Genomic DNA, 25,646 nt, shown 5'->3' with positions numbered 1-25,646 from the left:
ACGGTTCAGGAGGCGAGACCCGTGAGCGCGATCGGCTCGGTGGGCGGGGTTCCGTGCTTGCGTACCTTGAGCACTCGATAGCCCTTCGCCGTCGCAGTGCGGAACACGCTGAACCCGGGCGTGAACGTCGCGCCGATCCAGCGCTGCAGCGAATCGGCGCCGAGGTTCCTCTGCACGACGAGCCAGGCGTCGCTGCGCTCGTCGAGCCGCGGGATCCACTTCTCCAGCATCCCGTGCAGTTCGTTCTTCCCGACCCGGATCGGCGGGTTGGAGCGGATGGAGCGGAATACCACGTCGCCGGGAACATCCTCGGGGCGTACGGCGTTGACATTGGTGAGTCCGAGTGCCGTCGCGTTGCGGCGGACGAGGTCCAGAGCCCGCTCGTTCACGTCGACGGCCCAGACCGTCGCATGTGGCGACTGCAGCGCCATGGTGAGCGAGATCGGTCCCCAGCCGCTTCCGAGGTCGAGAAGATGACCGCCCGGCGGCACGGGAGGCATGTTGGCGAAGAGCACCGCAGTTCCGGCGTCCAGCCGATCCGGGCTGAAGACGCCACCGGCGGTGGTGACATCCAGCTCTCGGCCTGCGAGCGATACACGGATCGTTCGCAGATTCTCAGGACTCGCCGGGGCCGCAGTGAAGTAATGGTCGGACCCCATACCGTGAGCGTAGCGGACAGCGCGGGCTAAGGTTAAGGCTCGCAACGAAACCCAGAGAACAGGGACGGATGACGGATACCACGACACACTCGACCGGCGACGACGCGCTCGATCGCGTGCTCGCGAACGCGGAGAAGCGCACCGAGGCGCGCGTGTTCGGAGCCGCTCAGGCGCTGCAGGAAGAATCGACGGCCGCGCACGCCCGATCCGACGGCGACCAGTGGGACCTCGAGGATCGCCACGCACTCCGTCGAGTGGGCGGCCTCTCCACCGAGCTCGAAGACGTCACCGAGGTCGAGTACCGTCAGCTGCGGCTCGAGAACGTCGTGCTCGTGGGCGTGTATCCGCAGGGCGCACAGGACGACGCCGAGAACTCTCTGCGCGAACTCGCCGCCCTGGCGGAGACCGCGGGCGCGGTCGTGCTCGACGGTGTGCTGCAGCGCCGTCCGCACCCCGATGCGGCGACCTACATCGGCCGCGGGAAGGCGCAGGAGCTCAAGGACATCGTGGCCGCGACCGGTGCCGACACCGTGATCGCCGACACCGAACTCGCGCCGAGCCAGCGACGTGCCCTGGAGGATGTCGTCAAGGTCAAGGTCATCGACCGCACGACGGTCATCCTCGACATCTTCAGCCAGCATGCCAAGAGCCGTGAGGGCAAGGCGCAGGTGGAGCTCGCGCAGCTCGAGTACCTGCTGCCGCGCCTGCGCGGGTGGGGTGAGTCCATGAGCCGTCAGGCCGGTGGACAGGTGGGTGCCGGCGGCGCCGGTATGGGCTCGCGCGGTCCCGGTGAGACGAAGATCGAGCTCGACCGTCGTCGCATCCGCACCAAGATGGCTCTGCTGCGTCGGCAGATCCGCGACTTCGGGCCGGCACGGGAGGCGAAGCGCGCCGAGCGGCGTCGGAACACGATCCCCTCTGTCGCGATCGCCGGTTACACCAACGCCGGCAAGTCAAGCCTGCTGAACGCGCTCACGAGCGCGGGCGTGCTCGTCGAGAACGCCCTGTTCGCGACGCTGGATGCGACGGTCCGGCGCTCCGAGACCACGGACGGGCGTGTCTACACGCTCACCGACACGGTCGGATTCGTGCGCAACCTGCCGCATCAGCTCGTCGAGGCCTTCCGGTCGACGCTCGAGGAGGTCGGCGACGCCGACGTCGTGCTGCACGTCGTCGACGGCTCGCATCCCGATCCTGCCGGACAGCTGCAGACCGTCCGCGACGTGATGGGCGACGTCGGGGTGCGTGACATGCCGGAGATCGTCGTCTTCAACAAGGCCGACCTGATCACGGAGGACGAGCGGCTCGTGCTGCGCGGACTCGAGCCGAAGGCGCACTTCGTCTCATCCCGCTCCGGAGAGGGGATCGTCGAGCTTCGCGCCGCGATCGAGGATGCCCTGCCGAAGCCGGCCGTGGAGATCCACGCAGTCGTGCCGTACGATCGCGGAGACCTCGTCGCCGCGATCCACGAGAGTGGGATGCTGCTGTCGGTGGAGCACCGCGAGGACGGGACCGCCGTCCACGCACGCGTCTCGGAACGACTCGCGGCCGACCTCGAGCCGTTCGCCGTCGACGCCTGAGGCGGCATCAGCGGGCTACGAAGCGCGCCTCCACCGTCGCGGAGATCACGATCTCGTCGGGTTCGTACTGCATGGCGGGGGCAGAGTCCGCAGCGAACGCTGCTCCGCGGGCCGCCTTCATCATCACCGGAGCGCCGGGGGAGGCCTGACCACTGGAGATGAGGCCGACGTCGGCGATCTCCTTCGGTGATACCTCCTGCAACCCGAGCGCACCGGCGTACGCGTGAGCGCGCGTGACGGCGACGCCCACGGCTCGTGCGGCCACCTCTCGCTCGACCTCTGCGCGGGTGTCGGGAGTGAGGTGCCAGTCGACCCAGCCGACCTCGACGCCGTCCCACGAGGAGACATCGGAGACCCAGGTCGACAGCTCGGCGGGATCGGTGAACGTCGCGGTGAGATCGATGCTCGCGTAGTGCACCGGGGCGAGACGCTTGCCCTCGTTGTTCCACGGACGCTCCGCGCGCACCGAGAGCCGTGTGCTCGTCCAGTCGACCACCGTGCCGGCATCCGCCCTGGACGTGATCGACTCGCGCACGGGTTCGGCGAGGCTCATGACGCGATCGACGACCACGGAACGCTCCGGCCCCTCGGCACGGACGCTGACCTGGATGGTGGCGCGCTCGGGCGCGACGCGCGCCTCGTGCTCGCCGCGGACGGTGATGGTGACATCGCTCATATCGCGACTCTACGCCCCCGACCCGAGCGCGAGCGGAATGGCGCAGACGCCGCGGACGTTGTAGTCTGAGATGCTAGGGAGCTCCGCTCTCCGAGGTGACAAATCCACAGTGTGACAGCGGCTCCTTCGAGAGAAGGACCACGGGGCTGATCGGTTTCGACAGCGCCTGTGAATCCACGAGAAGCGGGCCGAGGATGCAGAGTTATCTCGTAAACGCTCTCTGCAAAACAATAGTTGCCGAAACCAAGCGCAACGACTTCGCCCTCGCTGCCTAAGCGAGCCCGATAGTCCGTCAGACCGTGTGTGATTCCGACACGGATCCTGGCGTCATCTAGGAATCTTGCTGCGTGACGGCGTCTGGACGTCACGTGGGACTCTTCCCAGGCTGGGCTCGTCGACTTAGGTGTCTGTGACAAAGGTCGGAGCCGAGCAGAACGCTTCCACAGACTGCGCCCGGAGAAGGCGTGGAGACTCAGCGTTGGACGGGGGTTCGATTCCCCCCAGCTCCACCAGGTCGCTGTCACCGGATTCAGACCCCGTCGGATGCTCTCGAGCGACCGGCGGGGTCTTTGCTGCACCGCGTGGTCAGTGATCCTTCAGCGCTGCGAACTCCGCGTCCGCCGCCGACACGGCGCGTTCGGCGTCGGCAAGGCGCTCGGACGTGGAAGTCTCAGCATGTTCCGCATCGCGGGCCTCCGTGCGACCACGATCGAGGGCACGCTCGACCTGAGCGAGTTCGCGTTCCAGCTCCGCCTGGCGAGTAGTGAGGTCTGCGATCGTGGCGCGCGCCTCCGACGCGCGCTTCGCGGCCTTCGTCTGTTCGCGGACCAGCCGATCGCGCGTCTGCTCGGCGTCATGCAGCGCGCGCTCGGCGTTCTTGCGCTCGCGTCGCGCGGCGACCTCGTCGGCGGGAAGCGGTATGGCATGCGGCGCCGACGGGGCGCCCCCGCCGACGAGCGCATCCATGACGTCACCGAAGGATCCGGACGGCTCGAGCTCCCGCACGAGCCGACCGGAGGCCACCGCGGCTGCGGCATCCGGGTCGAAGAACGCGGCCGAGATCGTCTGCTGCACGGCGTCGCGCGTGGACGCCGTGATCCGCTCGCCCCGGGTTGCGGCGAGTTCGGAGGCCGCCGAGGCAAGGCGTGAGGTCAGCGCGCGGCGATCCCGTCCGAGTTGCGCCAGGGCCTTCGCGTCGAGATCGGCCTGCGCTTCGCGGAGCTCCTCAGCCAGAGTGAGCGCCTCGCCTAGCTGCGCGGCACGTTCCCGGGCGAACACGTTCACGACCCACGCAGCGACCGAGGGCTTGCGGAGCGCGCGGATGCCGGCGGCGAGCGAGGCATCCGTCACCGCCGATGCCCGGGCGTTGCGAGTGACGGTGAACTCCGCGAGAGGACCCGTGTAGAGCTCAGCGGCGATCGCGATCAGCTCGGCGTCCGTGCTCATGCGAGCGACCTTACACCGCAGTCAGCGCGTCGTCGCAGCGACGATCACGCGGGGACGGGCTCAGCGCTGGACTCGGCGGGCTCCGGCGTGAGGTACATGCCCGAGGGGGCGTTCGCGGTGAAGGCGAGGGCATCGACCCAGGCGCGGTTGATCGCCGGGGGCCGACTTCCGAAGTACTTGAAGACGAGAGAGCTGCCCGAATGGACCCACACAGTCGTGCGCCCGCCGCCTGTGCTCGCATCGTCCTTCCAGGAGAACGAGAAGGGCTCGCCGCGGCGGAGCTTCGCGGTCATGACCAACTGGAGGTGGGTGAGAGCGCGGTCCTCGATCTCGACCTTCGGTCCGCCCTCATAGATGAACTTGCCCATGCTGCAGCCTCGATGTTCGTCGCCACGGGAACCCGTGCTAGAGGCGCGACCGAGGTGATCGCTGTGTGGGGATGGTCTCACCCTCGCATATCCCGCTGAGAGAAGACCCCGTGATGACCGCGGGCGCACCCTCGCGTCGCGGGGTGTCCTCGCTCAGCCCTGCCAGTCGATCAGGATCAGGCCCTGACGGGTATCGGCGAACTTCACCCAGCCGTCGCCGAACAGGTACGTCATCCCGTAGCCGTCGTCGTCCGTGCCCATCGAGAAATCCGGGTTCTCGGTGATGTAGATCCCGTCGGGGCCGTCTTCCCGCGTCCACCCGGATGCGAGCAGGGACGACTGCGCCTCTCCGGCCTCCTGAGCGGTGAGGGCCGACCAGCCGTACAGCTGCCCATGGTCCGAGGCCACCGAGTAGTCGGCCCAGAAGCACAGCAGCCCGTCATCGAGCGTCACGTCGCCGATCACGAACTCCTTCTCCTCGAACGTCCATCCGGCGTCGGTGAGCGCCTGGACCGTGCCGGGCGAGACGATCGTGTCGCACGTGGGCGCGGCACCGGCGTCCGGCGTCGGAGTCGAGGTCGGAGTGGGTGTGGCCGTCGGCGTCGGCTCGGGAGCGTCGGGGGTGGGGGTCGCGGCGGTGTCGGGTCCGCCGGAGCATCCGGCGAGAATCGCGACGAGGGCGATCGCGCCGAGCGCGGCAGTCAAGGTGCGGTGCGTCATCACAGGCCTTCGTGGGGAGGGGGAGGCGGGGATCAGTCGTGCAGGAGGTCGAGGAACGCGTCGTGCAGGACCCCGTTGGTGGCGAGTGCCGACAGGTCGGAGATCGTCTCGGCTCCGTCGAAACCGGTCATGCGGCCGCCCGCCTCGCGGACGATGGGCACCGCGGCGGCGATGTCGTACTCCTTGACGTCGAACTCCGCCACCATGTCGATGCGTCCCTCGGCGAGCAGCATGTACGCGTACACGTCGCCATACGCGCGGTCGCGCCACACCCTGTCGGCGAGGCGGAGCAGCTGGTCGCGGTGTCCGGATCGCGTCCACTGGGCGATGCTCTGGAAGCTCACGCTCGCCTCGTCGAGCGCCGAGACGTCGGAGACCCGCAGGCGCCGCGGGCCAGCATCCGTCGACGTCCAGGCACCCGCGCCTGCGGAGGCCCACCAGCGGCGTCCCAGAGCCGGCATGCTCACGACGCCGACCTGCGGCACCCCGTCGATCGCGAGAGCGATCATCGTGCCCCACAGCGGCACCCCGCGGAGGAAGTTCGCGGTGCCGTCGATCGGGTCGACGATCCACTGGCGGTGCGTGTCGCCCTGCGCGCCGAACTCCTCGCCGAAGATGCCGTCGTCGGGACGCTCGGCCGAGATGATCTCGCGGATGGCGCGCTCGGTCGCGAGATCCGCATCCGTCACGTGCGAGCTGTCGGCCTTGGTCGAGATCTCGAGGTCGGCGCTGTCGAAGCGGGGCAAGGACTGTGCGTCGGCCGCATCGGCCAGACGCAGGGCGAGCTCGAGGTCGCGCGAGAGATCTGCGGCGGAGGGGGATGCGGTCACGAGACCAGGATAACCGGCGTGTCCGCGTCGGCCGTCCCGCACCGACACGGGGCGACACGCGCGGCCGTCCCGCCGGATCCGCGCCGATTTCCGCTCGCGCCGCTCGGCTGGTAATGTAATTCCTCGGCCGGGGGAAACCCGGGCCACGCACCTCTAGCTCAATCGGCAGAGCAACTGACTCTTAATCAGTGGGTTCAGGGTTCAAGTCCCTGGGGGTGCACGGATAGGCCTCGATCTCTCTCGCCAGAGTTCGGGGCCTTTTCGCTGTGTGAGCACAAGTACCTGACCAGCTCATGGATATCCACAGGGCTGAGTGCCGGTACGGGCGCGAGTCGAATCGTATGAGCGAGCGGCGCCCGGTCGAGGGTCGATAGCCTTGTCAGACTTGACGGACACTCGTGCGAGTGTCAGACTTGACGGACATCGCTCGAGTGTCAGACCTCACGGACAGAAGGTGGACCTTGCTGGCAGTCACACCCACGGACTGGGGCAACATCGTACGCGATCGCCGCATCGAACTCGGGTTCTCGCAGGGAGCGCTGGGGGAGAAGATCGGCATGAGCCGGCAGTGGATCGTCCGCTTCGAGAACGGCAACGCCGGGGTCGCGACGATCGAGCACATCACCCGCCTCGCCGAAGCGCTCGACCTCGACGTCGAAGTCAGCGCATCATGAGCGCCCAGCTCACCGCGTACATCGACGGACGTCGCGTCGGGCAGTTCACACGCGACGGCGGCGGCCCCATCACCTTCACATTCGACGACGCCTGGCGCCGTAGCGTGCGCAGGCTCGAACTGACACTGTCGATGCCGAAGAGCCGACGCCAGCACGTCGGAGCCGCCCCACTGAACTACCTCTGGAACCTGCTCCCCGACAGCGAAGCGGTGCTCGAGCGATGGGGCACCATGTTCGGTGTCAGCCCCCGCAACCCGATGGCCCTCCTCGCCCACGTCGGCATGGACACCGCCGGTGCGGTGCAGCTGGTGGAAACCGACGAGGAGACGCTCACCGGCCCGACCGGTAACGAACCGATCACCGCCGAGGAGATCGCCGCGCACATCCGCCAGCTGCGCACCGACCCCGAGGCGTGGCTGATCCCCGGGCACAACGCCGGGTACTTCTCGCTCGCAGGCGCGCAGTCGAAGTTCGCGCTCGCGCGCGCCGCCGACGGAGGATGGTCGGTTCCGATCGGCCGGGCCGCGTCCACGCACATCCTGAAGCCGGGGATCCGCGGACTCGAACGCAGCGACCTGAACGAGCACCTGTCGCTCGCCGCTGCATCCCTGCTCGGACTCAGCTCCGCCGACACCGCCATCGAACTCTTCGAGGACGAGTCGGTCATCGTCGTCCGCCGGTACGACCGGACCCTCGCCGAGGACGGCACGGTGACGCGCCTGCACCAGGAGGACATGGCGCAGGCGACCGGCACGCACCCAGTCGGCAAGTACCAGAACGAGGGCGGCCCCGGGATCGAGAAGATCGTGACCCTCATCCGTGGCGCGCGAGGGAAGGACGCCGGCAGCGCCGACCGGTTCTTCGAGGCGACCATCTTCAACTGGGCAGCGCTCGGCACCGACGCGCACGCCAAGAACTACTCGCTGCTGCACAGCGCCAACGACGGCCCCTGCCTCGCACCGCTCTACGATGTCGCCACCGCGCTCCCGTACCCCGACATCAACACCCGCAGCACGAAGCTGGCGATGTCGTTCGGGCGGCACTACCGGCAGTACGAGATCGAAGCGCGTCACGTCATCGCGGACGCTGTCGCTCTCGGTTTCGATGCCGATTGGGCGCACGACCGTGCCGTGGCGATCGTCGACGGGCTCGCCGACGCGTACTCGGAGGCGGCGCGCGCAGCGAATCTCACCGGAGACGATGCCGCGTTCGCCGGCCAGATCGTCGACGAGGCGGCCCTCCGCTCCGCGCGGCTGTGCCGCGAGCTCGACACTCTGTCGACCAGCCCTGCGCCGGCATCGACGTCGACCGCCGCCAGCGCGGACGCCCCGACGACCAGTGGGAGCGGCCAAACACGGGCGGGCAACGGCCGATTCGGCCGGAAGGCCGCACCGAGCGAGTAGGCGCCGCCTGACGAGCAGGGCGACACGCGCATCCAATCTGCTCTGTCCACCTGTCGGCTCCTGGCGATACGATCGTCACGAGCAGTCTGGACAGCTCATCTCCGAGTCGGCATCCCCACGTGGTGCAGGCATCGAAGGACAACCGTGGCGGATCCAGGTGCAGTTCAGGCCACGCGGACGACGGTCCCACTCGTGAGCTGCTGCAGTGAGGCGAAGGTCAGTGGCATCACGGTGTGCGGATGACCTGCCGCGGCCCAGATGACCGCGTGGTCGGCGAGAGTCTCGTCGATCCACGTCGGCAGGGGAGCGGGATGCCCGACCGGCGCGACCCCGCCGATGGCCTGACCAGTGGCGTCGCGGACGACGGCGGGCGGAGCCATCGAGACCGACGACGCGCCCCACGTCTTCGCGAGCACGTCGAGATCGACGCGGTGTCCGCCGCTTGCCATCACCAGCACGGGTGAGCCGTCGGCGAGCAGGACGAGGCTGTTCGCGATCGCCGCGACATCGCAGCCGATCGCCTCAGCCGCGGCGCGAGCGGTCCGCGCCGAGTCGGGGAGGACGCGGATCTCGCTCACCACCCCCGCATCGGCGAGATGCTGCTGGACCAGTAGGCTGCGCTCGGGAAGATCGCTCATGGCCCCACCGTAGCGATACGGCGGGGCCATGAGGCGGTCGTGAGGAGCGGGCCGGGTCAGGCGGCGTCGCCGATGAGGATCGCCTGGGCGTCCTCGGTCTCGGCATCCGCCGGCTCGTCGTCGATGTGCGCGAGGGTCTTGCGACCGAGGAGCACCGTGAGTGCTGCCAGCAGGACAGCCAGCGCGGCCACGAGATAGGGCACCGTGGCGTTGAGCGCGTGCCACAGGGCAGCGGCGAGCGGCGGAGCCATCGCGCCCCCGAGGAAGCGCACGGCCGAGTAGGCGGACGACGCGACCGAGCGGGGGAGGTCTGTGGCCTCCATGACCGCCTCGGTGAGCACCGTGTTCATGATGCCCAGCAGGAGACCGCCCACGATGATGCAGGTCACGAGCGCCGCGGCAGAACTCACCAGTAGACCGGCGACCACGAGGTCCACGGCCAGCAGCGGGAGCACCAGGAGGATCACGCGGGTGCGCGGCATCCGGCGCATGAGCACGGGGGCGACCCAGACGCTCGTGATCGCGAGAGCGACGCCCCAGCCGAAGAACGTGAAGCCGATGCCCATGGCACCGAAGCCAAGCGGGAACGGGGAGAACGCCAAGAGGATGAAGAAGCCGATGTTGTAGAACAGGGCGGCCACGGCGAGGATCGCGAGGGCCGGGCGGCGGAGCGCGGTGAAAGGCGCGGAGAAGCGGACCGGCGCCGGCTTGTCCTGCGGGCCGCGCAGCAGCACGAGCACCGCGAGGAACGCGATCGCCATGAGTACCACGACGCCGAAGAACGGGGCGCGCCAGCTCTGCTCGCCCAGAAGACCGCCGAGGAGCGGGCCGATCGCGATGCCGAGACCGAGGGCGGCCTCGTACAGGACGATCGCCGCGCCGCTCCCGCCCGACGCCGCTCCGACGATGGTCGCGAGGGCGGTCGAGATGAACAGCGCGTTTCCGAGGCCCCATCCGGCGCGGAAGCCGATCACGGCGTCGACACTGCCGCTCAGGGCGCACAGCAGTGCGAACACGACGATCAGGGCGAGTCCGATCAGCAGCGTGCGCTTGGCTCCGATGCGGCTGGAGATCCAGCTGGTGACGAGCATCGCGAGGCCCGTGACGGCGAGGTAGCTCGTGAAGAGCAGCTCGGTCTCGAAGGGGCTCGCCTGCAGCGAGTCGGCGATGGCCGGAAGGATGGGGTCCACGAGGCCGATGCCCATGAAGGCGACGACGCAGGCGAAGGCGACGGCCCAGACCTGCGCGGGCTGCTTCCACACGGAAGCGGTGGTGCTGCTCACTGCGATGCTCCTGTCGAGTCGATGGTGGTGTGCGCGGAGAGGATCTCGGCGGCGCGGGTGAGCGTCTGCCAGTCGTCCTCGCCGAGAGTGGCGAAGCGCGGTGCGAGGGTGTCGCGGAACTCGGCGCGCCATGACCGCAGTGCCTCGGATCCGGCCTCGGTGATGCCGACCGCGATGGCACGGGAGTCCTCGGGGACGGGGGAGCGGAGCACGAGCCCGTCACGCTCCAGCACGCCGATCAGGCGAGTCATCCCCGGCTGCGTGGTGCGGGCAGCGGCGGCGAGCTCGCCCACGCGCTTCGGCCCGCTCTGCTCGAGCAGGCTCAGCACTCGCCACTGCGCGGCGGGCGCGTCGTTCCCGGCATCCTGTGCCGCGATCCGCCCGAGGGCGTATGACGACAGGATGAGGGAGGGGATCACGTCCGAACGATTCATACCAAGCATTATATACCCGATGGTATGAAAGTGTCGTGGGGGTGGATCAGCGGCGGGCGCCTGCGATCCGCGCGGAGAGCTGATGCGCATGCGCGAGGAGGATGCGTCCGAGCTCGGCCGTGCGTTCGGGACCGAATCGGAAGGCGACCCCCGTGAGGCTCAGCGCCCACTCCGGGCGTCCCGACCGGTCGAACACCGCGGCACCGAGTCCCCAGCTGCCCTCGACGATGAGGCCCGGGTTCACGGCGTAGCCGCGCTCCTTGGTCTCGGAGAGGCGCGTACGCAGCGGCTCCCGGCCATGCGGGCGCCCCCAGTTCTGCTCGAGCTCGGGGTGGCGTTCGAGATACGCATCCACATCGTGGTCAGGCAGGAAGGCGAGGATCGCGAGTCCGGCGCTCGCGACGCCCAGCGGAAAGCGCACGCCCTCGCTGAGGACGAAGGAGCGGATCGGGAACGATCCCTCCTCACGGAGCAGGCACACCGTCTCGTCGGCACGGCGCACCGAGAGGAACGCGCTCTCCTCGGTCTTCACCGCGAGGGAGCGGACGATGTCCCGGGCGAGACCCGTGACGTCGTAGCGAGCCGCGGCCACGCTGCCCATGAGATACAGCTCGGGCCCCGGCATCCACCGCACGCTGTCGTCGTCGCGATCGACGAGGCCCTCGGCGCGGAGCGCGGACAGGAGCCGATGAGCCGTGGAGCGGGACAGGTCGGCGTCGCGCGCGAGCTCCTGGAGCGTCGCCCCGGTCGCCCCGCTCGCCGTCACGAGCCGGAGCAGCGAGGTCGCGCGCGCGATCGCCTGTGCGCCGGGGATGCTGTGCGTCGAGGATTCCACAATACGGACGCTAGGCCGAAGTCCGTCCACATCGCAAGAGCGCGCTTGGACCACCCTGCCGCAACAGCGCAGGCTGGACGCACGCACGTCTTCGAAGGAGCACTCGTGATCGACAAGCAATGGCCCTCCGCGGAGGAGGCCGTGGCGGACATCGCTGACGGCTCCTCGCTCGCGGTCGGCGGATTCGGGCTCTCCGGCAACCCGATCGCCCTGATCGAGGCCCTGCTCGCGCAGGGGACCACCGATCTCAGCATCGTCAGCAACAACTGCGGCGTGGACGACTGGGGCCTCGGCATCTTGCTCGGCGCACAGCGCATCCGCAAGATGACCTCCTCCTACGTCGGCGAGAACAAGGAGTTCGAGCGGCAGTTCCTCTCCGGCGAACTCGAGCTCGAACTCACGCCGCAGGGAACGCTGGCGGAGAAGCTCCGCGCCGGGGGTTCCGGTATCGCCGCCTTCTACACGCAGACGGGCGTCGGCACGCAGGTCGCCGAGGGCGGGCTTCCTCGTCGCTATGCGGTCGACGGCTCGATCGACATCGCCTCGCCCGTCAAGGACGTGCGCACCTTCGCGGTCGACGGCATCTCGCGGGAGTACGTGCTCGAGGAGGCCATCACCACCGACTTCGCTCTCGTGCACGCTCTCCGCGGCGACCGCCACGGCAACCTCGTCTTCAACAAGGCCGCCCGCAACTTCAACCCTCTCGCCGCCATGGCCGGTCGAGTGTGCATCGCGCAGGTCGAGGAGCTCGTGGAACCGGGCGACCTCGATCCCGACAGCATCCACCTCCCCGGCGTGTTCGTGCACCGGGTGATCGAGGTCGGAACCGACATCCCCAAGCGCATAGAGCGGCGCACGGTCACGACGGACGGAGCCTGACATGGCGCTCACACGCGAGGAGATGGCCGCGCGCGCGGCCGCCGAGCTGCAGGACGGCTCCTACGTCAACCTCGGGATCGGTCTGCCGACGCTCGTGCCCAACCACGTCCCCACGGACGTCACGGTCGTGCTGCAGTCCGAGAACGGCATTCTCGGGGTCGGCCCCTACCCGCGCGAGGACGCCGTCGACCCCGACCTCATCAACGCCGGCAAGGAGACCGTCACCGTGCTCCCCGGCGCGTCGTTCTTCGACTCCGCCACGAGCTTCGGGATGATCCGCGGCGGCAAGATCGATGCCGCGATCCTCGGCGCCATGCAGGTCTCGGCCACGGGCGACCTCGCGAACTGGATGATCCCCGGCAAGATGGTGAAGGGACCGGGAGGGGCGATGGACCTCGTGCACGGCGCCGCGCGCGTGATCGTCCTGATGGAGCACGTCGCGCGTGACGGATCCGCGAAGATCGTGCACGAGTGCAGCCTTCCCCTGACGGGCCGCGGAGTCGTCGACCGGATCATCACCGACCTCGCCGTGATCGACGTCACCGACGACGGTCTCGTGCTCGTCGAGACCGCGCCGGGCGTGAGCGTCGACGAGATCATCGCGGCCACCGAGCCGCCGCTGCGCGTGTCCGCGGCGCTGCAGCACTGACACGCATCAGGAAGGATGCTCCCATGACCGATCCCACTGCACCCACCGCATCCGACCAGGATGTCGTCATCGTCGCCGCCGCGCGCACCCCGCAGGGGCGGCTGAAGGGACAGCTCGCGAGCTTCACCGCCCCGCAGCTCGGAGCTATCGCGATCCGCGGCGCCCTCGAGCAGGGAGCCGTCGACCCCGGCGCCGTGGACGCCGTGATCGTCGGCCAGGTGCTCGCCGCCGGCTCCGGGCAGAACGCCGCCAGGCAGGCCGCGATCGGCGCGGGCATCGGATGGGACGTGCCGGCGCACTCCGTCAACAAGGTGTGCCTGTCAGGTCTCACGGCTGTGATTGACGCCGCGCGCACGATCAGGACGGGGGATGCCGAGGTCGTGGTCGCCGCAGGCATGGAGTCGATGACCCGCGCACCGCACCTGCTGATGGGCTCGCGCGACGGATGGACCTACGGCAGCGTCGAGGTGCTCGACCACATGGCCTACGACGGCCTCACCGACGCGTACGACCGCGAGAGCATGGGCGCGTCGACCGAGCGGCATAACGCCCGGTACGACCTGACCCGCGACGCGCAGGATTCCGTTGCCGCGCTGTCGCATCAGCGGGCGGCGGCGGCGCAGGCCGCGGGAGTGTTCGACGCGGAGATCGTGACGGTCTCGGTGCCGCAGCGCCGCGGTGAGCCGATCGCGGTGACGGCCGACGAGGGCGTGCGCCCGGACACGACCGTGGAGTCGCTGTCCGGGCTCCGTGCGGCCTTCGCCGAGGGCGGTTCGATCACGGCCGGCAACTCCTCGCAGATCTCCGACGGCGCGTCCGCGGTGGTCGTCACCACCCGCGCGCGTGCGGCGGAGGAGGGATGGCCCGTGCTCGTCACGGTGGGCGCGAGCGGCCAGACCGCCGGACCCGACAACTCCCTGCAGGCGCAGCCGGCGCGGGCGATCGAGCGCGCGTGCGCGAAGCAGGGCATCACACCGGCCGATCTCGATCTCGTCGAGATCAACGAGGCGTTCGGCGCGGTCGTGGCCCGTTCGCAGGTCGAGCTCGGGCTGGACAGCGAGATCGTGAACATCCACGGCGGAGGCATCGCGATCGGACACCCGATCGGGGCCTCGGGCAACCGGCTGGTGGTGCACGTCGCCCACGAGCTGGCGCGCCGAGGCGGCGGCGTCGCGGCGGTCGGGCTGTGCGGCGGCGGTGGTCAGGGTGAGGCGCTGATCCTCACCCGCTGATCCGCCGGGTGCGGGGAGATCAGCGGCGCGAGCGCTTCAGCTCTTTGTTGAAGTTCTTCTCCTGCTTGGAGATGTCCTTCTGCTGCTTGGCGTACAGCGGCGAGTCCTCGGCGACGGGCTTGCCGTGGTTGTAGCGCCGCGTGTCGATCACGGCGCCGATCGCGAGGGCGAAGGTGATGGCCCAGCTCAGCCATCCGAGCGCGACGCGCCACGTGAGCTTCGTCTCGCGCGAACCGCGCAGCAGGGACACGCCTGACATGATCGCGCCCAGGAGTCCTGTTCCCGTGAGGTAGTTCATGCCATCACGCTACCCGTGCTCGCCCCCGCCCCGTCGAGCCTTGACAAGCCGACGTGGAATCTGCGGGGGAGGGGAGCGATGCCGCAGACGGTCCCCGCCGCCGTCCGAAGTCGCTTGCTACCATGGAGAGGTCGCGGTTCGTCCGCGGCCGCACCCGTGTAACTACCGGCCGTCGGCTCCCCGACGGACAGCGGCGGCACCCGACCCCGCGTCCGCGGACGCGCGAGAGCCATGACACACGCCACATCCTCGTCTTCGTCGACGGACGCCGGGTCGACCCCCTCCGGCTCCGCGGTCGAGCAGCCAAGTCTCCTCCGTCTTACCGGACTCCCGTACTTCGTGATCGCGTTCATCGCGCGGCTGCCCTTCGCCATGATGGTCGTCGGAGTCCTGACGGTCGTCGTCTCCGCCCGCGGCTCCCTGTCTCTCGGTGGTCTGACATCGGCCGCCGTCGGTCTCGGCACGGCATGCTTCGGGCCACTGCTGGGGGCCGCCGCAGATCGCTTCGGGCAGCGATCCGTTCTGCTCGTCCTCGCGATCGCGAACGGAGCCATGCTCGTGCTGTTCACGGTCGTGGTCTACGGAGACGCAGTCGACGCCCTCGTGCTGCTCGCCGCGTTCGGGATCGGGGCGACCGCCCCGCAGGTCGCCCCGATGTCGCGCTCGCGCCTCGTCACGATCATCACGGACCGGATGCCGGAGAGCATCCGCACCCGCACGATCTCGGGCACCATGGCGTACGAGTCGGCCGCCGACGAGACGGTGTTCGTGTTCGGGCCGTTTTTCGTCGGCATCCTCGCCTCCGCGCTCGCCCCGTGGGCGCCGCTCGCGGGCGCGGCGGCGCTGACCGTACTGTTCGTCGGCGCCTTCGCCCTGCACCCGAGCGCGCGCGTGGTGTCGGTGCACCGCGGCGCCGACGGTCGCGCGCCGTCGTCCGCCGCCGAGCTGTTCGACGGCCGACTGCTGGTCGTCGTGCTCGGCATCCTCGGTGTCGGCATGTTCTTCGGCACGATGCTGACCTCTCTCACGTCGTTCATGGCGGATCGTGGTGCGTCCGAGCAGGCCGGTCTGCTGTACGGAGTGATGGGCGTGGGATCGGCGATCCTCGCTCTGGGCGTCGCCTGGCTCCCCGCGAGGTTCACCCTGCGCGCCCGCTGGCTGCTGTTCTCCGGCATCCTCCTGGCCGGCTCGCTGCTGCTCCTCGTGGTCGACTCGCCCGGCACGATGATGCTCGCGCTCGCGATCATGGGCGTAGGCATCGGTCCGACCCTCGTGACGCAGTACAGCCTGGGCGCGGCCCGCAGCCCGCTGGGCCGTTCGGCGACCGTCATGACGATGCTCGGCTCGGGCGTCGTGGTCGGACAGTCGCTCGGCGCCGCGGTCGCGGGTGAACTCGCAGAGAGCTTCGGCACCGGTGCGGCGCTGCTCCTGCCCATCGTCGCGGCGGCGGTAGCCTTCGTCGCTGCCCTTGTCAACTGGCCCCTGAGCTCGACCCGGCCTCGCGTAGCCTCGATCTGACGCTTCTGTAGCCTGAGGAGCACGCACCGCACCGCACCGACAGGAGCTTCCCGCATGCCCGCCGCAGAATTCGTCGTCGTCGCCAACCGTCTGCCCGTCGACCGGATCATCGGCCCCGCGGGCGAGGAGGAGTGGCGGACGTCGCCCGGCGGGCTCGTGGCGGCTCTGGAGCCGATGATGCGGCATGCGCACGGCGCCTGGGTCGGCTGGCCCGGGCAGGCCGGCCTCGAACTCGAGCCGCTCGAGATCAACGGGATCGACCTCATCCCGATCGCCTTGAGCGCGGAGGAGATCGCGGACTACTACGAGGGCTTCGCGAATGACACGATCTGGCCGCTGTATCACGACGTGATCGCGCCTCCCCAGTACCACCGGGAGTGGTGGGACGCGTACGTGCGCGTCAACCGCCGGTTCGCGGAGGCCGCCGCCGCTGCGGCCGCGCCCGAGGGAACCGTGTGGGTGCACGACTACCAGCTGCAGCTGGTGCCGCAGATGGTCCGCGAGCTGCGACCCGACGTCACGATCGGCTACTTCCACCACATCCCGTTCCCGGCGCACGGTCTGTACGCCCAGCTCCCGTGGCGCGACCAGGTGCTCACGGGTCTGCTCGGCGCGGACGTGATCGGCTTCCAGCGCGCGCAGGACGCCACGTACTTCCTGCAGGCTGTGCGCCGCCGCCTGAAGTACGAGGTGAAGGGCTCGGCCGTCACGGTCCCCGACGGAGACGGAGGTTCGCGCACCGCCGTCGCCCGGGCGTTCCCGATCTCGATCGACACGGCGCCGTATCTGGAGCTCGCCGCACGGCCCGAGGTGCAGGCGCGTGCCGCGGAGATCCGCGCGAGCCTCGGCAACCCCTCGAAGATCCTGCTCGGGGTCGACCGCCTCGACTACACCAAGGGCATCCGGCACCGCATCAAGGCGTACGGCGAACTGCTCGAGGACGGGCGTCTCGACGTGGAGGACGTGACGTTCGTGCAGGTCGCGAGTCCCAGCCGCGAACGCGTGGACGCCTACGTGCACCTGCGCGATGAGATCGAGCTCGCGGTCGGACGCATCAACGGCGACCACGACACGATGGGGCACACGGCGATCCGCTACCTGCACCAGGGATACCCGCGCGAGGAGATGGTCGCGCTGTACCTCGCGGCCGACGTCATGCTCGTGACCGCGCTCCGAGACGGCATGAACCTCGTCGCGAAGGAGTACGTGGCCACGCGGGCCGACAACCGCGGCGTGCTCGTGCTGAGTGAGTTCACCGGCGCCGCCGACGAGCTGCGCCAAGCGGTGCGTGTGAACCCGCACGACATCGCCGGACTCAAGGACGCGATCATGACGGCCGTGCAGATGCCCGGCGCCGAGCAGAGCAAGCGGATGCGGTCGCTGCGGCGGCGCGTGCTCGAGAACGACGTGGACGCGTGGTCGTCGTCGTTCCTCGCGGCGCTCGCGGAGGTCAGAGGGCGCTGACCGCGGCGGCCATACTGGAGGGGACACCCGCCTCGATTGGAGACCCTGTGACCCGCTCCTGGACCCCTGGAACGCCGGATGCCGCGCTGAGCGCGATCGCCGCCACGCCGCGACTCGTCGTCGCGCTGGACTTCGACGGCACGGCATCCCCGCTCGTGCCCGACCCCATGGCGGCGCGGGCGCTTCCGGAGGTCGCGGTGCAGGTCGACCGTCTCGCGGCGCTGCCCGACACCGTCGTGGCCTACGTCTCGGGACGCAGCATGCACGATCTGCGCATCATCACGGAGCACACGGACGACTCGCTGATCGCCCTGGCAGGCTCCCACGGAGCGCAGTACTGGTACCCGGGTGTGGGTGACGCGGAGTCCACCGGGCCGGACACGGCCGACGGCGCCCGCGAGGAGCTCTGGGCAGCCGCACGCCCGATCATCGACCGCTACGAGGGTGCCGAGCTCGAGCCCAAGACGTTCGGGATGGGCGTGCACACCCGCACCGCCACGCGCGAGGTCGAGACGGCGGTGTTCGCGGAGATCGACGCCCTCGTCGCCGAGCGGTTCCCGCACTGGCGTCGGCGCTCGGGCCACCGGGTACTCGAGTTCTCGTCCCGCACCGAGGGCAAGGACGCCGCCATGGCTGCGCTCCGTGAGCATTTCGGCGCCACCGCCATCCTGTTCGCGGGTGACGACGTCACGGACGAGGACGCGATGCGGGTGCTCGAGGGCGACGACCTCGGAGTGCGCGTCGGGCCGGGGGAGAGCGCGGCGGAGCTCCGTGTGGAGAACCCACAGGAGATCGCCCTGCTTCTGAGAGCGCTCGCGGACGAGCGGGCCGCCGGTCGGGAATAGACTTCCGTCATGTCCTCGCTCGAGTCCGCATCCCACGAGTCCATCGACATCAAACCGCGCAGCCGCGTCGTCACCGACGGCATCGAAGCCACGACCTCGCGCGGCATGCTCCGTGCCGTCGGCATGGGCGACGCCGACTGGGACAAGCCCCAGATCGGCATCGCGTCCAGCTGGAACGAGATCACCCCCTGCAACCTGAGCCTCGACCGGCTCGCGCAGGGCGCCAAGGAGGGCGTGCACTCCGGCGGAGGCTATCCGCTGCAGTTCGGCACCATCTCCGTCTCCGACGGCATCTCCATGGGTCATGAGGGCATGCACTTCTCGCTCGTGTCGCGCGAGGTCATCGCCGACTCGGTCGAGACGGTGATGATGGCCGAGCGCCTGGACGGCTCGGTGCTTCTCGCGGGCTGCGACAAGTCGATCCCCGGCATGCTCATGGCCAGTGCGCGCCTCGACCTGTCGAGCGTGTTCCTGTACGCGGGATCGATTGCTCCCGGATGGGTCAAGCTCTCCGACGGCACCGAGAAGGACGTCACGATCATCGACTCGTTCGAGGCCGTCGGCGCGTGCCGCGCGGGCCTCATGAGCGAAGAGGACCTCAAGCGCATCGAATGCGCGATCGCTCCCGGAGAGGGCGCGTGCGGTGGCATGTACACGGCCAACACCATGGCCTCGGTCGCCGAGGCTCTGGGACTCAGCCTTCCGGGCTCGGCGGCGCCGCCCGCGGCCGACCGTCGCCGCGACTACTTCGCACACCGCTCGGGCGAGGCCGTCGTGAACCTGCTGCGTCAGGGCATCACGACGCGCGACATCCTCACCCCCGAGGCCTTCGAGAACGCGATCGCGCTGGCCATGGCGCTCGGCGGCTCCACCAACGTCGTGCTGCACCTGCTCGCGATCGCCCGCGAGGCTGAGGTCGAGCTGAGCCTGCACGACTTCAACCGCATCGGCGACAGGGTGCCGCACGTGGCCGACATGAAGCCGTTCGGCAAGTACGTCATGAACGACGTCGACCGGCACGGGGGCATCCCGGTGATCATGAAGGCGATGCTCGACGAGGGCCTGCTGCACGGAGACGCGCTCACGGTCACGGGCAAGACGCTCGCCGAGAACCTCGCCGATCTCGACCCCCTGCCGATCGACGGCGAGGTCATCCACACGTTCGACAACCCGATCCACGCGACCGGCGGCCTCACGATCCTGCACGGGTCGCTGGCCCCCGAGGGTGCCGTGGTCAAGACCGCCGGCTTCGACGCCGCCGTGTTCGAAGGCAAGGCCCGCGTGTTCGAACGCGAGCGCGCGGCGATGGACGCGGTCGCGAACGGCGAGATCGAGAAGAACACCGTCATCGTGATCCGGTATGAAGGCCCCAAGGGCGGACCCGGGATGCGGGAGATGCTCGCGATCACCGCGGCCATCAAGGGCGCGGGGCTCGGAAAAGATGTACTACTCTTGACGGACGGACGATTCTCAGGCGGCACAACCGGCCTGTGCATCGGCCACATAGCACCCGAAGCGGTGGACGCAGGTCCCATCGCCTTCGTGCGCGATGGTGATCTGATACGGGTCGATATCGCAGCTCGCTCTCTCGACCTACTCGTCGACGAGGCGGAGCTCGCCTCCCGCCGCTCTGGCTGGGAGCCGCTTCCCCCGCGCTATACCCGTGGCGTCCTTGCCAAGTACTCGCGTCTTGTGCGGTCCGCCGCCGAAGGCGCGACGACCGGCTGATCAGCGTCGGCCGCCTCTCCGGCACCCGACGTCATCCCGCAGACCACCAGAAGGAGAGTCATGACTGCTGACTCCGTCTCGGCCGTGCCGAGGCCCCCTGCTCCCAAGTCCGCCGCACCCGAGATCACCGGAGCCGAGGCCGTCGTCCGCAGCCTCGAGCTGCTCGGCGTCACCGACGTCTTCGGGCTGCCCGGCGGCGCGATCCTCCCCGTCTACGACCCGCTCATGGATGCCGAGTCGCTGCGTCACATCCTCGTCCGCCACGAGCAGGGCGCGGGGCACGCCGCCGAAGGCTACGCATCGGCATCCGGCAAGGTGGGAGTCTGCATCGCGACCTCCGGTCCCGGGGCGACCAACCTCGTCACCGCCATCGCCGACGCCTACATGGACTCCGTGCCGCTGCTCGCGATCACCGGTCAGGTCTTCTCGACCCTCATGGGCACCGATGCGTTCCAGGAGGCCGACATCGTCGGCATCACGATGCCCGTGACCAAGCACTCCTTCCTCGTGAAGGACGCCGCCGACATCCCCGCCGCGATCGCCGCAGCCTACGAGATCGCCTCGACCGGTCGCCCTGGCCCCGTGCTCGTCGACATCACGAAGGATGCGCAGCAGAACGTGGCGCCGTTCGTGTGGCCGCCGAAGATCGACCTGCCGGGGTATCGTCCGGTCACCAAGGCGCACGGAAAGCAGATCCAGGCCGCTGCGGCACTGCTCGCCGAGGCGAAGAAGCCGGTCCTCTACGTGGGGGGTGGCGTCGTGCGCGGCAGGGCGTCGGCCGAGCTGCTCGACCTCGCCGAGACGACGGGTGCCCCCGTGGTCACGACGCTGATGGCGCGCGGCGCATTCCCCGACTCGCACCAGCAGCACCTCGGGATGCCCGGCATGCACGGCACCGTCCCCGCGGTGCTCGCGCTGCAGGAGGCCGACCTCATCGTCTCGCTCGGCGCGCGCTTCGACGATCGCGTGACCGGCAAGGCCGCGCTCTTCGCCCCCTACGCGAAGGTCGTGCACGTCGACATCGACCCCGCCGAGATCTCCAAGATCCGCACCGCCGACGTGCCGATCGTGGGCGACGTGCGAGACGTGCTCATCGACCTCGAGACGGCGTTCCGCAGTGCGATCGGCACCGCGAAGCCCGACACCGAGGAATGGTGGTCGTACCTCGACGGTCTTCGCACCGAGTTCCCCCTGGGCTACACGCCGACGACCGACGGGCTCCTCGCTCCGCAGCACGTGATCCAGCGGATCGGCGAGCTCACCGGCCCGGAGGGCGTGTACGCCGCAGGCGTGGGCCAGCACCAGATGTGGGCCGCGCAGTTCATCAAGTACGAGCGCCCCAACGCGTGGCTGAACTCCGGGGGAGCGGGCACGATGGGCTACTCGGTGCCCGCCGCCATGGGCGCCAAGGTCGCCGAACCCGACCGCGTCGTGTGGGCGATCGACGGCGACGGATGCTTCCAGATGACCAATCAGGAGCTCGCGACCTGCGCGATCAACGACATCCCGATCAAGGTCGCCATCATCAACAACTCCTCCCTGGGCATGGTGCGCCAGTGGCAGACGCTGTTCTACGACGGCCGCCATTCGAACACCGACCTCAACACGGGACACGGCACGATCCGCATCCCGGACTTCGTGAAGCTCGCCGAGGCCTACGGGTGCCTCGCGATCCGCGTGGAGAAGGAGGACGAGGTCGACGCCGCGATCCAGCTGGCACTCGAGACGAACGACCGCCCCGTCGTGATCGACTTCGTCGTGAGCGCCGACTCCATGGTGTGGCCGATGGTCCCGCAGGGCGTGAGCAACAACTACGTCCAGTACGCGCGTGACCACGCGCCCGCATTCGACGAGGAGGACTGACCATGACGACGCACGTGCTGAGCCTCCTCGTGGAGGACACCCCCGGTCTGCTGACGCGAGTCGCCGGACTGTTCGCCCGCCGCGGCTTCAACATCCACTCGCTCGCGGTCGGCGTGACCGAGGTGCCGAGCATCTCGCGCATCACGGTGGTCGTCGACCTCGACGACCTGCCCCTCGAGCAGGTGACGAAGCAGCTGAACAAGCTCATCAACGTCATCAAGATCGTGGAGCTCGACTTCTCGACGTCCGTGCAGCGCGAGCACATGCTCATCAAGGTGCGCACCGACAACTCGACCCGGTCGAACGTGATCGAGGTCGTGAACCTGTTCCGCGCCTCCGTCGTCGACTACGCCTCCGACGCGCTCGTGGTCGAGGTCACGGGCGACCGCGGCAAGGTCGAGGCCCTGCTCCGTGCCCTCGAGCCCTTCGGCATCAAGGAGATCGCCCAGTCGGGCCTTCTCGCGATCGGCCGCGGCGGCAAGAGCATCACCGAGCGCGTCCTGCGCGGCTGACACACACCATCCAGAGCTTCGCCGTTCGTCGAGCGAGCGGAGCGAGACGAAACGCAACAATCAAGGAGAAAGAACCAGTGAGCACCGAGATCTTCTACGACGCCGACGCCGACCTGTCCCTCATCCAGGGCAAGAAGGTCGCCGTCGTCGGCTACGGCTCGCAGGGCCATGCGCACGCGCAGAACCTGCGCGACTCGGGCGTCGAGGTCGCCATCGCCCTCAAGGAGGGCTCGAAGTCCGCCGCGAAGGCCGAGGAGGCCGGCTTCCCGGTCAAGACCGTCGCCGAGGCGACCCAGTGGGCCGACCTCATCATGATCCTCGCGCCGGACCAGCACCAGCGCACGATCTACAGCGAGTCGATCGCCCCGAACCTCACCGAGGGCAAGACGCTCGCGTTCGCGCACGGCTTCAACATCCGCTTCGGCTACATCGATGCCCCCGAGGGCGTCGACGTGATCCTCGTCGCTCCGAAGGCACCGGGCCACACCGTGCGTCGCGAGTTCGTCGCCGGCCGCGGCATCCCGGACATCATCGCCGTCGAGCGCGACGCCTCGGGCAACGCCTGGGCCACCGCCCTCTCGTACGCGAAGGCCATCGGCGGCACCCGCGCCGGCGTGATCAAGACGACCTTCACCGAGGAGACCGAGACCGACCTGTTCGGCGAGCAGGCCGTGCTGTGCGGCGGCATGAGCCACCTCGTGCAGGCGGGCTTCGAGACGCTCGTCGAGGCGGGCTACCAGCCGCAGATCGCGTACTTCGAGGTGCTGCACGAGCTCAAGCTCATCGTCGACCTCATGTGGGAGGGCGGCATCGCCAAGCAGCGCTGGTCGATCTCCGACACGGCCGAGTTCGGCGACTACGTCTCGGGCCCGCGCGTCATCGACGAGCGCGTCAAGGAGAGCATGAAGGGCGTCCTCTCGGACATCCAGTCCGGCGCGTTCGCGAAGCGCTTCATCGACGACCAGGACAACGGTGCCGAGGAGTTCCTGGCGCTGCGCGCCAAGGAGGAGACGCACCCGATCGAGGCCACCGGCAAGGAGCTGCGTTCGCTCTTCGCCTGGAAGCAGCAGGACGAGGACTACGTCGACGGCAGCGCTGCGCGCTGACGGCGCCGTAGCCCTCGGAGGACGGTGCTGATCGCGCCGCTGCGCGGCGGCCGGCCTTCGGCCTGGGTCGACGGCAGCGCTGCGCGCTGATCTCTCGATCCACGCAAAACGGGCCCGGTGCGGATCGCACCGGGCCCGTTCTGCGTCTGCGGATCACTCCGCGGGAGCCGCGTCTTCGACCTCGATGGGAGCGTCGGTCGGGTCGGCCCAGACCGGAGCCGGCAGGGGAGTGTCGACGGCTCCGCCCTGGATCGCTCGCAGAGCCTCGGTGATCTCGTCGGCGTTCTCCGGCACCGCGAGTCCGCACGTGCGCAGCTCCGAGGCGAACTTGAGCGTGAGGCGGATCTTGCCGGCCTCGACCGCTTCCGCCGTGGTCCCGGTGACCTTCTCGCTGCCGGTCTGGATGTCGGACACCTCATCGCACACGTGGTAGACCGCGCCGCCGGCGACCCACACGACTTCGTCCTTGCCGAGGAGCTGGATCACGGTGGATTGGTCGGCCGTGTACTGCTCGATGGAGGGCGGGTCGAAGTCGATGCCCAGCACGACAGCGAGGGCCGCGAGCACGATGCCCACGATGCCCGCGGTGGCCTTCTGACCCTTGTCCATGTCCTTGTTGAGGAAGATGAGGATGATGAGGGGGAGGAACGCCACGACCGCGATGATCGCGCCGAGCTGGTTCTGCACGAAGAAGCGCACGGTGTCGGACTTGCGGGCGGGATCGAGGCGATTCGCCTTCTTCCATAGGATCGATCCCGTGATCGACAGCGCCGCGATCACGACGAGCAGGATGAGGAGAGTGATGAACGCCCACTGCGGGAACTGCGCGGTGGCGTTCTGGCTCTCGAGCAGTCCGGTGTCCGCGTCGCGAACGAAGGTGCCGTCCTCGCCTACCATCACACGCTGACGGAGGAGCCAGAAGATCGCGACGGCTTCCGCGGCGATCGCGACGACCCAGAGCGCAACGGCGATCCACCGGAACGTGGTGGCCTTCGACTTTGCCTGCGCGGTCGGCTTCCATCCCGGCGCGGGTTCCCCGCCGGCTCCGTCCGACGCCACCGCGTCCACGTCCTTGTTCTGCTCGGCCACGGTGATCCTTCCCGATGGGGCCCTCTTCCGGCCCGGATGCCCCGAGCCTAGTGGAGAGCGTGTCCTACGCTGGAGACATGACTTCGGATCCCGACGACGACGCCCTGACCTGGGATGGGGATGACGGCGCGCGATCGTCGGCACCCGTCCGGAAGGACGCCGCGCAGACGCAGGCGCCGACCTCCGAGCCCGCATCCGCATCCGCATCCGCGCACCATGACGCCGGTGGGGATGTCGTCGACGACGAGGCGATCGTCGAGGATCGCCCTGCGCTGAGCTCTGCGATGCTCCTGACCCTCGGCGTCGTCGGAGGGATCTATCTCCTGTACAGCGTCGGCTGGGTCGTCGGAGGGCTGCGCCTCAAGCCGCTGGCGAACTTCTTCGTCGCGGACGCGATGTTCCTCCCGTGGTTCGTGCTCGCGATCGCGGCGCCCGCGCTCTGGTTCCTCGCGAGCTGGGTGCTGACGCGAGGCAGGGCGGCGTGGATGCGTGTGGGCGTGCTCCTGCTCGGCGTGGTGCTCCTCGTGCCCTGGCCGTTCGTCACCGTGGGGGCGATCGGCGCATGAGCGACACGACCGTGCCGTCGGCATCACTCTCGCCCCGCTGGATCACCGGACTCGTGCTCGGGATCGCCGGGCTCTTCTACGCCTACGCGATCTGGAACGCGATCGCGCACCTGATCACGATGGCCCAGAGCGGACTCGACACCGCGGGATGGGTGGCCCTGGTGTTCGGGGTCGTCTTCCCGGCTATCGTGTTCGTCTTCGCGTACCTGATCGGTCGTCGCCGTCGTGTGGGAGAGCTCGCGATCGTCCTGCTCGCGGGGCTCGGGCTGGTGGCGGTGTTCTGGCTCAGCCTCATCGCGTACAGCCTCACGCTCGCCACCGGGTAGGCGTCGCCGAGCGTCACACGGCGCG

The 25,646-nt window shown here is 69.2% G+C and carries 27 protein-coding genes, 1 tRNA gene and 1 other RNA gene; 17 read left to right on the top strand and 12 right to left on the bottom strand.

What is annotated here, in order from left to right:
- Window positions 1–5: 5 nt before the first annotated feature.
- Window positions 6–659, bottom strand: coding sequence for a class I SAM-dependent methyltransferase (locus MRBLMX7_RS02315; protein ID WP_050721185.1), 654 nt, complete (start codon window positions 657–659; stop codon window positions 6–8).
- 68 nt (window positions 660–727) lie between these two features.
- On the opposite strand from MRBLMX7_RS02315, the gene hflX reads away from it, so the two are divergent.
- Window positions 728–2,239 (top strand): GTPase HflX, encoded by a 1,512-nt coding sequence (gene hflX, locus MRBLMX7_RS02310; RefSeq protein ID WP_363366009.1) that lies wholly within the window; start codon window positions 728–730, stop codon window positions 2,237–2,239.
- A 7-nt stretch (window positions 2,240–2,246) separates the two neighbouring features.
- On the opposite strand, the gene MRBLMX7_RS02305 is transcribed toward hflX, so the two are convergent.
- On the bottom strand, window positions 2,247–2,915 hold the full coding sequence (locus MRBLMX7_RS02305; RefSeq protein WP_363366008.1) for an SIMPL domain-containing protein: 669 nt from the start codon (window positions 2,913–2,915) through the stop codon (window positions 2,247–2,249).
- A gap of 142 nt (window positions 2,916–3,057) precedes the next feature.
- Here MRBLMX7_RS02305 and ssrA point away from each other — a divergent pair.
- Window positions 3,058–3,427: a transfer-messenger RNA gene (gene ssrA, locus MRBLMX7_RS02300) on the top strand.
- Between the two features lie 73 nt (window positions 3,428–3,500).
- Here the strand turns inward: ssrA and MRBLMX7_RS02295 are convergent.
- From MRBLMX7_RS02295 to hisN, 4 genes are all read right to left on the bottom strand, one after another.
- Complete coding sequence (locus MRBLMX7_RS02295; protein WP_363366007.1) at window positions 3,501–4,361, bottom strand: transposase; 861 nt, start codon at window positions 4,359–4,361, stop codon at window positions 3,501–3,503.
- A 44-nt stretch (window positions 4,362–4,405) separates the two neighbouring features.
- The gene (locus MRBLMX7_RS02290) at window positions 4,406–4,729 is read right to left on the bottom strand and encodes a hypothetical protein (protein WP_050721151.1); all 324 of its coding nucleotides are present in this window, start codon (window positions 4,727–4,729) and stop codon (window positions 4,406–4,408) included.
- A 153-nt stretch (window positions 4,730–4,882) separates the two neighbouring features.
- A complete protein-coding gene (locus MRBLMX7_RS02285; protein ID WP_363366006.1) occupies window positions 4,883–5,449 on the bottom strand; it encodes a hypothetical protein in 567 nt (188 codons plus the stop codon).
- 32 nt (window positions 5,450–5,481) lie between these two features.
- Complete coding sequence (hisN, locus tag MRBLMX7_RS02280; RefSeq protein WP_363366005.1) at window positions 5,482–6,279, bottom strand: histidinol-phosphatase; 798 nt, start codon at window positions 6,277–6,279, stop codon at window positions 5,482–5,484.
- Between the two features lie 147 nt (window positions 6,280–6,426).
- On the opposite strand from hisN, the gene MRBLMX7_RS02275 reads away from it, so the two are divergent.
- The 3 genes from MRBLMX7_RS02275 (at window position 6,427) to MRBLMX7_RS02265 (ending at window position 8,356) form a co-directional block, all read left to right on the top strand.
- Window positions 6,427–6,499, top strand: a tRNA-Lys gene (locus MRBLMX7_RS02275).
- 241 nt (window positions 6,500–6,740) lie between these two features.
- On the top strand, window positions 6,741–6,953 hold the full coding sequence (locus tag MRBLMX7_RS02270; protein ID WP_050721148.1) for a helix-turn-helix transcriptional regulator: 213 nt from the start codon (window positions 6,741–6,743) through the stop codon (window positions 6,951–6,953).
- Entirely contained in the window at window positions 6,950–8,356 is a 1,407-nt protein-coding gene (locus MRBLMX7_RS02265; protein ID WP_363366004.1) for a type II toxin-antitoxin system HipA family toxin, read from the top strand. The genes MRBLMX7_RS02270 and MRBLMX7_RS02265 overlap by 4 nt, the downstream gene beginning before the upstream one ends.
- A gap of 164 nt (window positions 8,357–8,520) precedes the next feature.
- Here MRBLMX7_RS02265 and MRBLMX7_RS02260 read toward each other — a convergent pair whose 3' ends face one another.
- The 4 genes from MRBLMX7_RS02260 to MRBLMX7_RS02245 are packed head-to-tail and all read right to left on the bottom strand — an operon-like array spanning window position 8,521 to window position 11,546.
- On the bottom strand, window positions 8,521–8,994 hold the full coding sequence (locus MRBLMX7_RS02260; protein WP_363366003.1) for a YbaK/EbsC family protein: 474 nt from the start codon (window positions 8,992–8,994) through the stop codon (window positions 8,521–8,523).
- A 56-nt stretch (window positions 8,995–9,050) separates the two neighbouring features.
- Window positions 9,051–10,283, bottom strand: coding sequence for an MFS transporter (locus tag MRBLMX7_RS02255; protein WP_414685133.1), 1,233 nt, complete (start codon window positions 10,281–10,283; stop codon window positions 9,051–9,053).
- Window positions 10,274–10,711 carry a MarR family winged helix-turn-helix transcriptional regulator gene (locus MRBLMX7_RS02250; protein ID WP_363366001.1) on the bottom strand — a complete coding sequence of 146 codons (438 nt, stop codon included), beginning with the start codon at window positions 10,709–10,711 and terminating at the stop codon, window positions 10,274–10,276. Before MRBLMX7_RS02250 ends, MRBLMX7_RS02255 begins: the two co-directional genes overlap by 10 nt.
- 46 nt (window positions 10,712–10,757) lie before the next feature.
- Window positions 10,758–11,546: an IclR family transcriptional regulator gene (locus tag MRBLMX7_RS02245; RefSeq protein ID WP_363366000.1), complete on the bottom strand. Its 789-nt coding sequence runs from the start codon at window positions 11,544–11,546 to the stop codon at window positions 10,758–10,760.
- A gap of 105 nt (window positions 11,547–11,651) precedes the next feature.
- Here MRBLMX7_RS02245 and MRBLMX7_RS02240 point away from each other — a divergent pair, with 105 nt between their 5' ends.
- The 3 genes from MRBLMX7_RS02240 to MRBLMX7_RS02230 are packed head-to-tail and all read left to right on the top strand — an operon-like array spanning window position 11,652 to window position 14,306.
- A complete protein-coding gene (locus tag MRBLMX7_RS02240) occupies window positions 11,652–12,425 on the top strand; it encodes a CoA transferase subunit A (protein WP_363365999.1) in 774 nt (257 codons plus the stop codon).
- 1 nt (window position 12,426) lies between these two features.
- Complete coding sequence (locus MRBLMX7_RS02235; RefSeq protein ID WP_363365998.1) at window positions 12,427–13,074, top strand: 3-oxoacid CoA-transferase subunit B; 648 nt, start codon at window positions 12,427–12,429, stop codon at window positions 13,072–13,074.
- Window positions 13,075–13,097: 23 nt separating this feature from the next.
- Complete coding sequence (locus MRBLMX7_RS02230) at window positions 13,098–14,306, top strand: acetyl-CoA C-acetyltransferase (protein WP_363365997.1); 1,209 nt, start codon at window positions 13,098–13,100, stop codon at window positions 14,304–14,306.
- A 19-nt stretch (window positions 14,307–14,325) separates the two neighbouring features.
- Here the strand turns inward: MRBLMX7_RS02230 and MRBLMX7_RS02225 are convergent, their stop codons facing one another.
- The gene (locus MRBLMX7_RS02225) at window positions 14,326–14,604 is read right to left on the bottom strand and encodes a hypothetical protein (protein WP_363365996.1); all 279 of its coding nucleotides are present in this window, start codon (window positions 14,602–14,604) and stop codon (window positions 14,326–14,328) included.
- Window positions 14,605–14,835: 231 nt separating this feature from the next.
- On the opposite strand from MRBLMX7_RS02225, the gene MRBLMX7_RS02220 reads away from it, so the two are divergent.
- From MRBLMX7_RS02220 to ilvC, 7 genes are all read left to right on the top strand, one after another.
- A complete protein-coding gene (locus MRBLMX7_RS02220) occupies window positions 14,836–16,122 on the top strand; it encodes an MFS transporter (protein ID WP_363365995.1) in 1,287 nt (428 codons plus the stop codon).
- A gap of 54 nt (window positions 16,123–16,176) precedes the next feature.
- Window positions 16,177–17,586, top strand: coding sequence for an alpha,alpha-trehalose-phosphate synthase (UDP-forming) (locus MRBLMX7_RS02215; RefSeq protein ID WP_363365994.1), 1,410 nt, complete (start codon window positions 16,177–16,179; stop codon window positions 17,584–17,586).
- 47 nt (window positions 17,587–17,633) lie between these two features.
- Window positions 17,634–18,431 carry a trehalose-phosphatase gene (gene otsB, locus MRBLMX7_RS02210; protein WP_363365993.1) on the top strand — a complete coding sequence of 266 codons (798 nt, stop codon included), beginning with the start codon at window positions 17,634–17,636 and terminating at the stop codon, window positions 18,429–18,431.
- Between the two features lie 9 nt (window positions 18,432–18,440).
- Window positions 18,441–20,159 (top strand): dihydroxy-acid dehydratase, encoded by a 1,719-nt coding sequence (gene ilvD, locus MRBLMX7_RS02205; protein ID WP_050721138.1) that lies wholly within the window; start codon window positions 18,441–18,443, stop codon window positions 20,157–20,159.
- A gap of 60 nt (window positions 20,160–20,219) precedes the next feature.
- Window positions 20,220–22,022 carry an acetolactate synthase large subunit gene (locus MRBLMX7_RS02200; protein WP_363365992.1) on the top strand — a complete coding sequence of 601 codons (1,803 nt, stop codon included), beginning with the start codon at window positions 20,220–20,222 and terminating at the stop codon, window positions 22,020–22,022.
- A gap of 2 nt (window positions 22,023–22,024) precedes the next feature.
- A complete protein-coding gene (gene ilvN, locus MRBLMX7_RS02195) occupies window positions 22,025–22,534 on the top strand; it encodes an acetolactate synthase small subunit (RefSeq protein WP_050721136.1) in 510 nt (169 codons plus the stop codon).
- Between the two features lie 77 nt (window positions 22,535–22,611).
- Window positions 22,612–23,640 (top strand): ketol-acid reductoisomerase, encoded by a 1,029-nt coding sequence (gene ilvC / locus MRBLMX7_RS02190; protein WP_050721135.1) that lies wholly within the window; start codon window positions 22,612–22,614, stop codon window positions 23,638–23,640.
- Window positions 23,641–23,793: 153 nt separating this feature from the next.
- Here the strand turns inward: ilvC and MRBLMX7_RS02185 are convergent, their stop codons facing one another.
- Entirely contained in the window at window positions 23,794–24,729 is a 936-nt protein-coding gene (locus MRBLMX7_RS02185; RefSeq protein WP_363365991.1) for a hypothetical protein, read from the bottom strand.
- Window positions 24,730–24,806: 77 nt separating this feature from the next.
- Here MRBLMX7_RS02185 and MRBLMX7_RS02180 point away from each other — a divergent pair, with 77 nt between their 5' ends.
- Together MRBLMX7_RS02180 and MRBLMX7_RS02175 are read left to right on the top strand one after the other, a co-directional pair.
- Window positions 24,807–25,295 carry a hypothetical protein gene (locus tag MRBLMX7_RS02180; RefSeq protein ID WP_363365990.1) on the top strand — a complete coding sequence of 163 codons (489 nt, stop codon included), beginning with the start codon at window positions 24,807–24,809 and terminating at the stop codon, window positions 25,293–25,295.
- Window positions 25,292–25,621, top strand: a complete 330-nt coding sequence (locus MRBLMX7_RS02175; RefSeq protein WP_363365989.1) for a hypothetical protein — start codon at window positions 25,292–25,294, stop codon at window positions 25,619–25,621. The genes MRBLMX7_RS02180 and MRBLMX7_RS02175 overlap by 4 nt, the downstream gene beginning before the upstream one ends.
- Window positions 25,622–25,646: the final 25 nt, after the last annotated feature.

This window comes from Microbacterium sp. LMX7-1.2 (assembly GCF_040675935.1).
GTDB lineage: Bacteria > Actinomycetota > Actinomycetes > Actinomycetales > Microbacteriaceae > Microbacterium.
The sequence above is the reverse complement of the archived record's forward strand: the minus strand, read 5'-3'. Positions and strand labels throughout refer to the sequence as shown.

Bases quoted from the DNA above. Each gene is read 5' to 3' on its own strand.
- MRBLMX7_RS02215 (WP_363365994.1), top strand. From the start codon at position 16,177: ATGCCCGCCGCAGAATTCGTCGTCGTCGCCAACCGTCTGCCCGTCGAC.
- MRBLMX7_RS02260 (WP_363366003.1), bottom strand. From the start codon at position 8,994: ATGAGCGATCTTCCCGAGCGCAGCCTACTGGTCCAGCAGCATCTCGCC.
- MRBLMX7_RS02315 (WP_050721185.1), bottom strand. From the start codon at position 659: ATGGGGTCCGACCATTACTTCACTGCGGCCCCGGCGAGTCCTGAGAAT.
- MRBLMX7_RS02290 (WP_050721151.1), bottom strand. From the start codon at position 4,729: ATGGGCAAGTTCATCTATGAGGGCGGACCGAAGGTCGAGATCGAGGAC.
- MRBLMX7_RS02265 (WP_363366004.1), top strand. From the start codon at position 6,950: ATGAGCGCCCAGCTCACCGCGTACATCGACGGACGTCGCGTCGGGCAG.
- ilvN (WP_050721136.1), top strand. From the start codon at position 22,025: ATGACGACGCACGTGCTGAGCCTCCTCGTGGAGGACACCCCCGGTCTG.
- MRBLMX7_RS02250 (WP_363366001.1), bottom strand. From the start codon at position 10,711: ATGAATCGTTCGGACGTGATCCCCTCCCTCATCCTGTCGTCATACGCC.
- MRBLMX7_RS02295 (WP_363366007.1), bottom strand. From the start codon at position 4,361: ATGAGCACGGACGCCGAGCTGATCGCGATCGCCGCTGAGCTCTACACG.
- MRBLMX7_RS02175 (WP_363365989.1), top strand. From the start codon at position 25,292: ATGAGCGACACGACCGTGCCGTCGGCATCACTCTCGCCCCGCTGGATC.
- MRBLMX7_RS02180 (WP_363365990.1), top strand. From the start codon at position 24,807: ATGACTTCGGATCCCGACGACGACGCCCTGACCTGGGATGGGGATGAC.
- MRBLMX7_RS02200 (WP_363365992.1), top strand. From the start codon at position 20,220: ATGACTGCTGACTCCGTCTCGGCCGTGCCGAGGCCCCCTGCTCCCAAG.
- MRBLMX7_RS02235 (WP_363365998.1), top strand. From the start codon at position 12,427: ATGGCGCTCACACGCGAGGAGATGGCCGCGCGCGCGGCCGCCGAGCTG.
- MRBLMX7_RS02305 (WP_363366008.1), bottom strand. From the start codon at position 2,915: ATGAGCGATGTCACCATCACCGTCCGCGGCGAGCACGAGGCGCGCGTC.
- MRBLMX7_RS02220 (WP_363365995.1), top strand. From the start codon at position 14,836: ATGACACACGCCACATCCTCGTCTTCGTCGACGGACGCCGGGTCGACC.
- ilvD (WP_050721138.1), top strand. From the start codon at position 18,441: ATGTCCTCGCTCGAGTCCGCATCCCACGAGTCCATCGACATCAAACCG.
- MRBLMX7_RS02285 (WP_363366006.1), bottom strand. From the start codon at position 5,449: ATGACGCACCGCACCTTGACTGCCGCGCTCGGCGCGATCGCCCTCGTC.
- MRBLMX7_RS02225 (WP_363365996.1), bottom strand. From the start codon at position 14,604: ATGAACTACCTCACGGGAACAGGACTCCTGGGCGCGATCATGTCAGGC.
- hflX (WP_363366009.1), top strand. From the start codon at position 728: ATGACGGATACCACGACACACTCGACCGGCGACGACGCGCTCGATCGC.
- MRBLMX7_RS02230 (WP_363365997.1), top strand. From the start codon at position 13,098: ATGACCGATCCCACTGCACCCACCGCATCCGACCAGGATGTCGTCATC.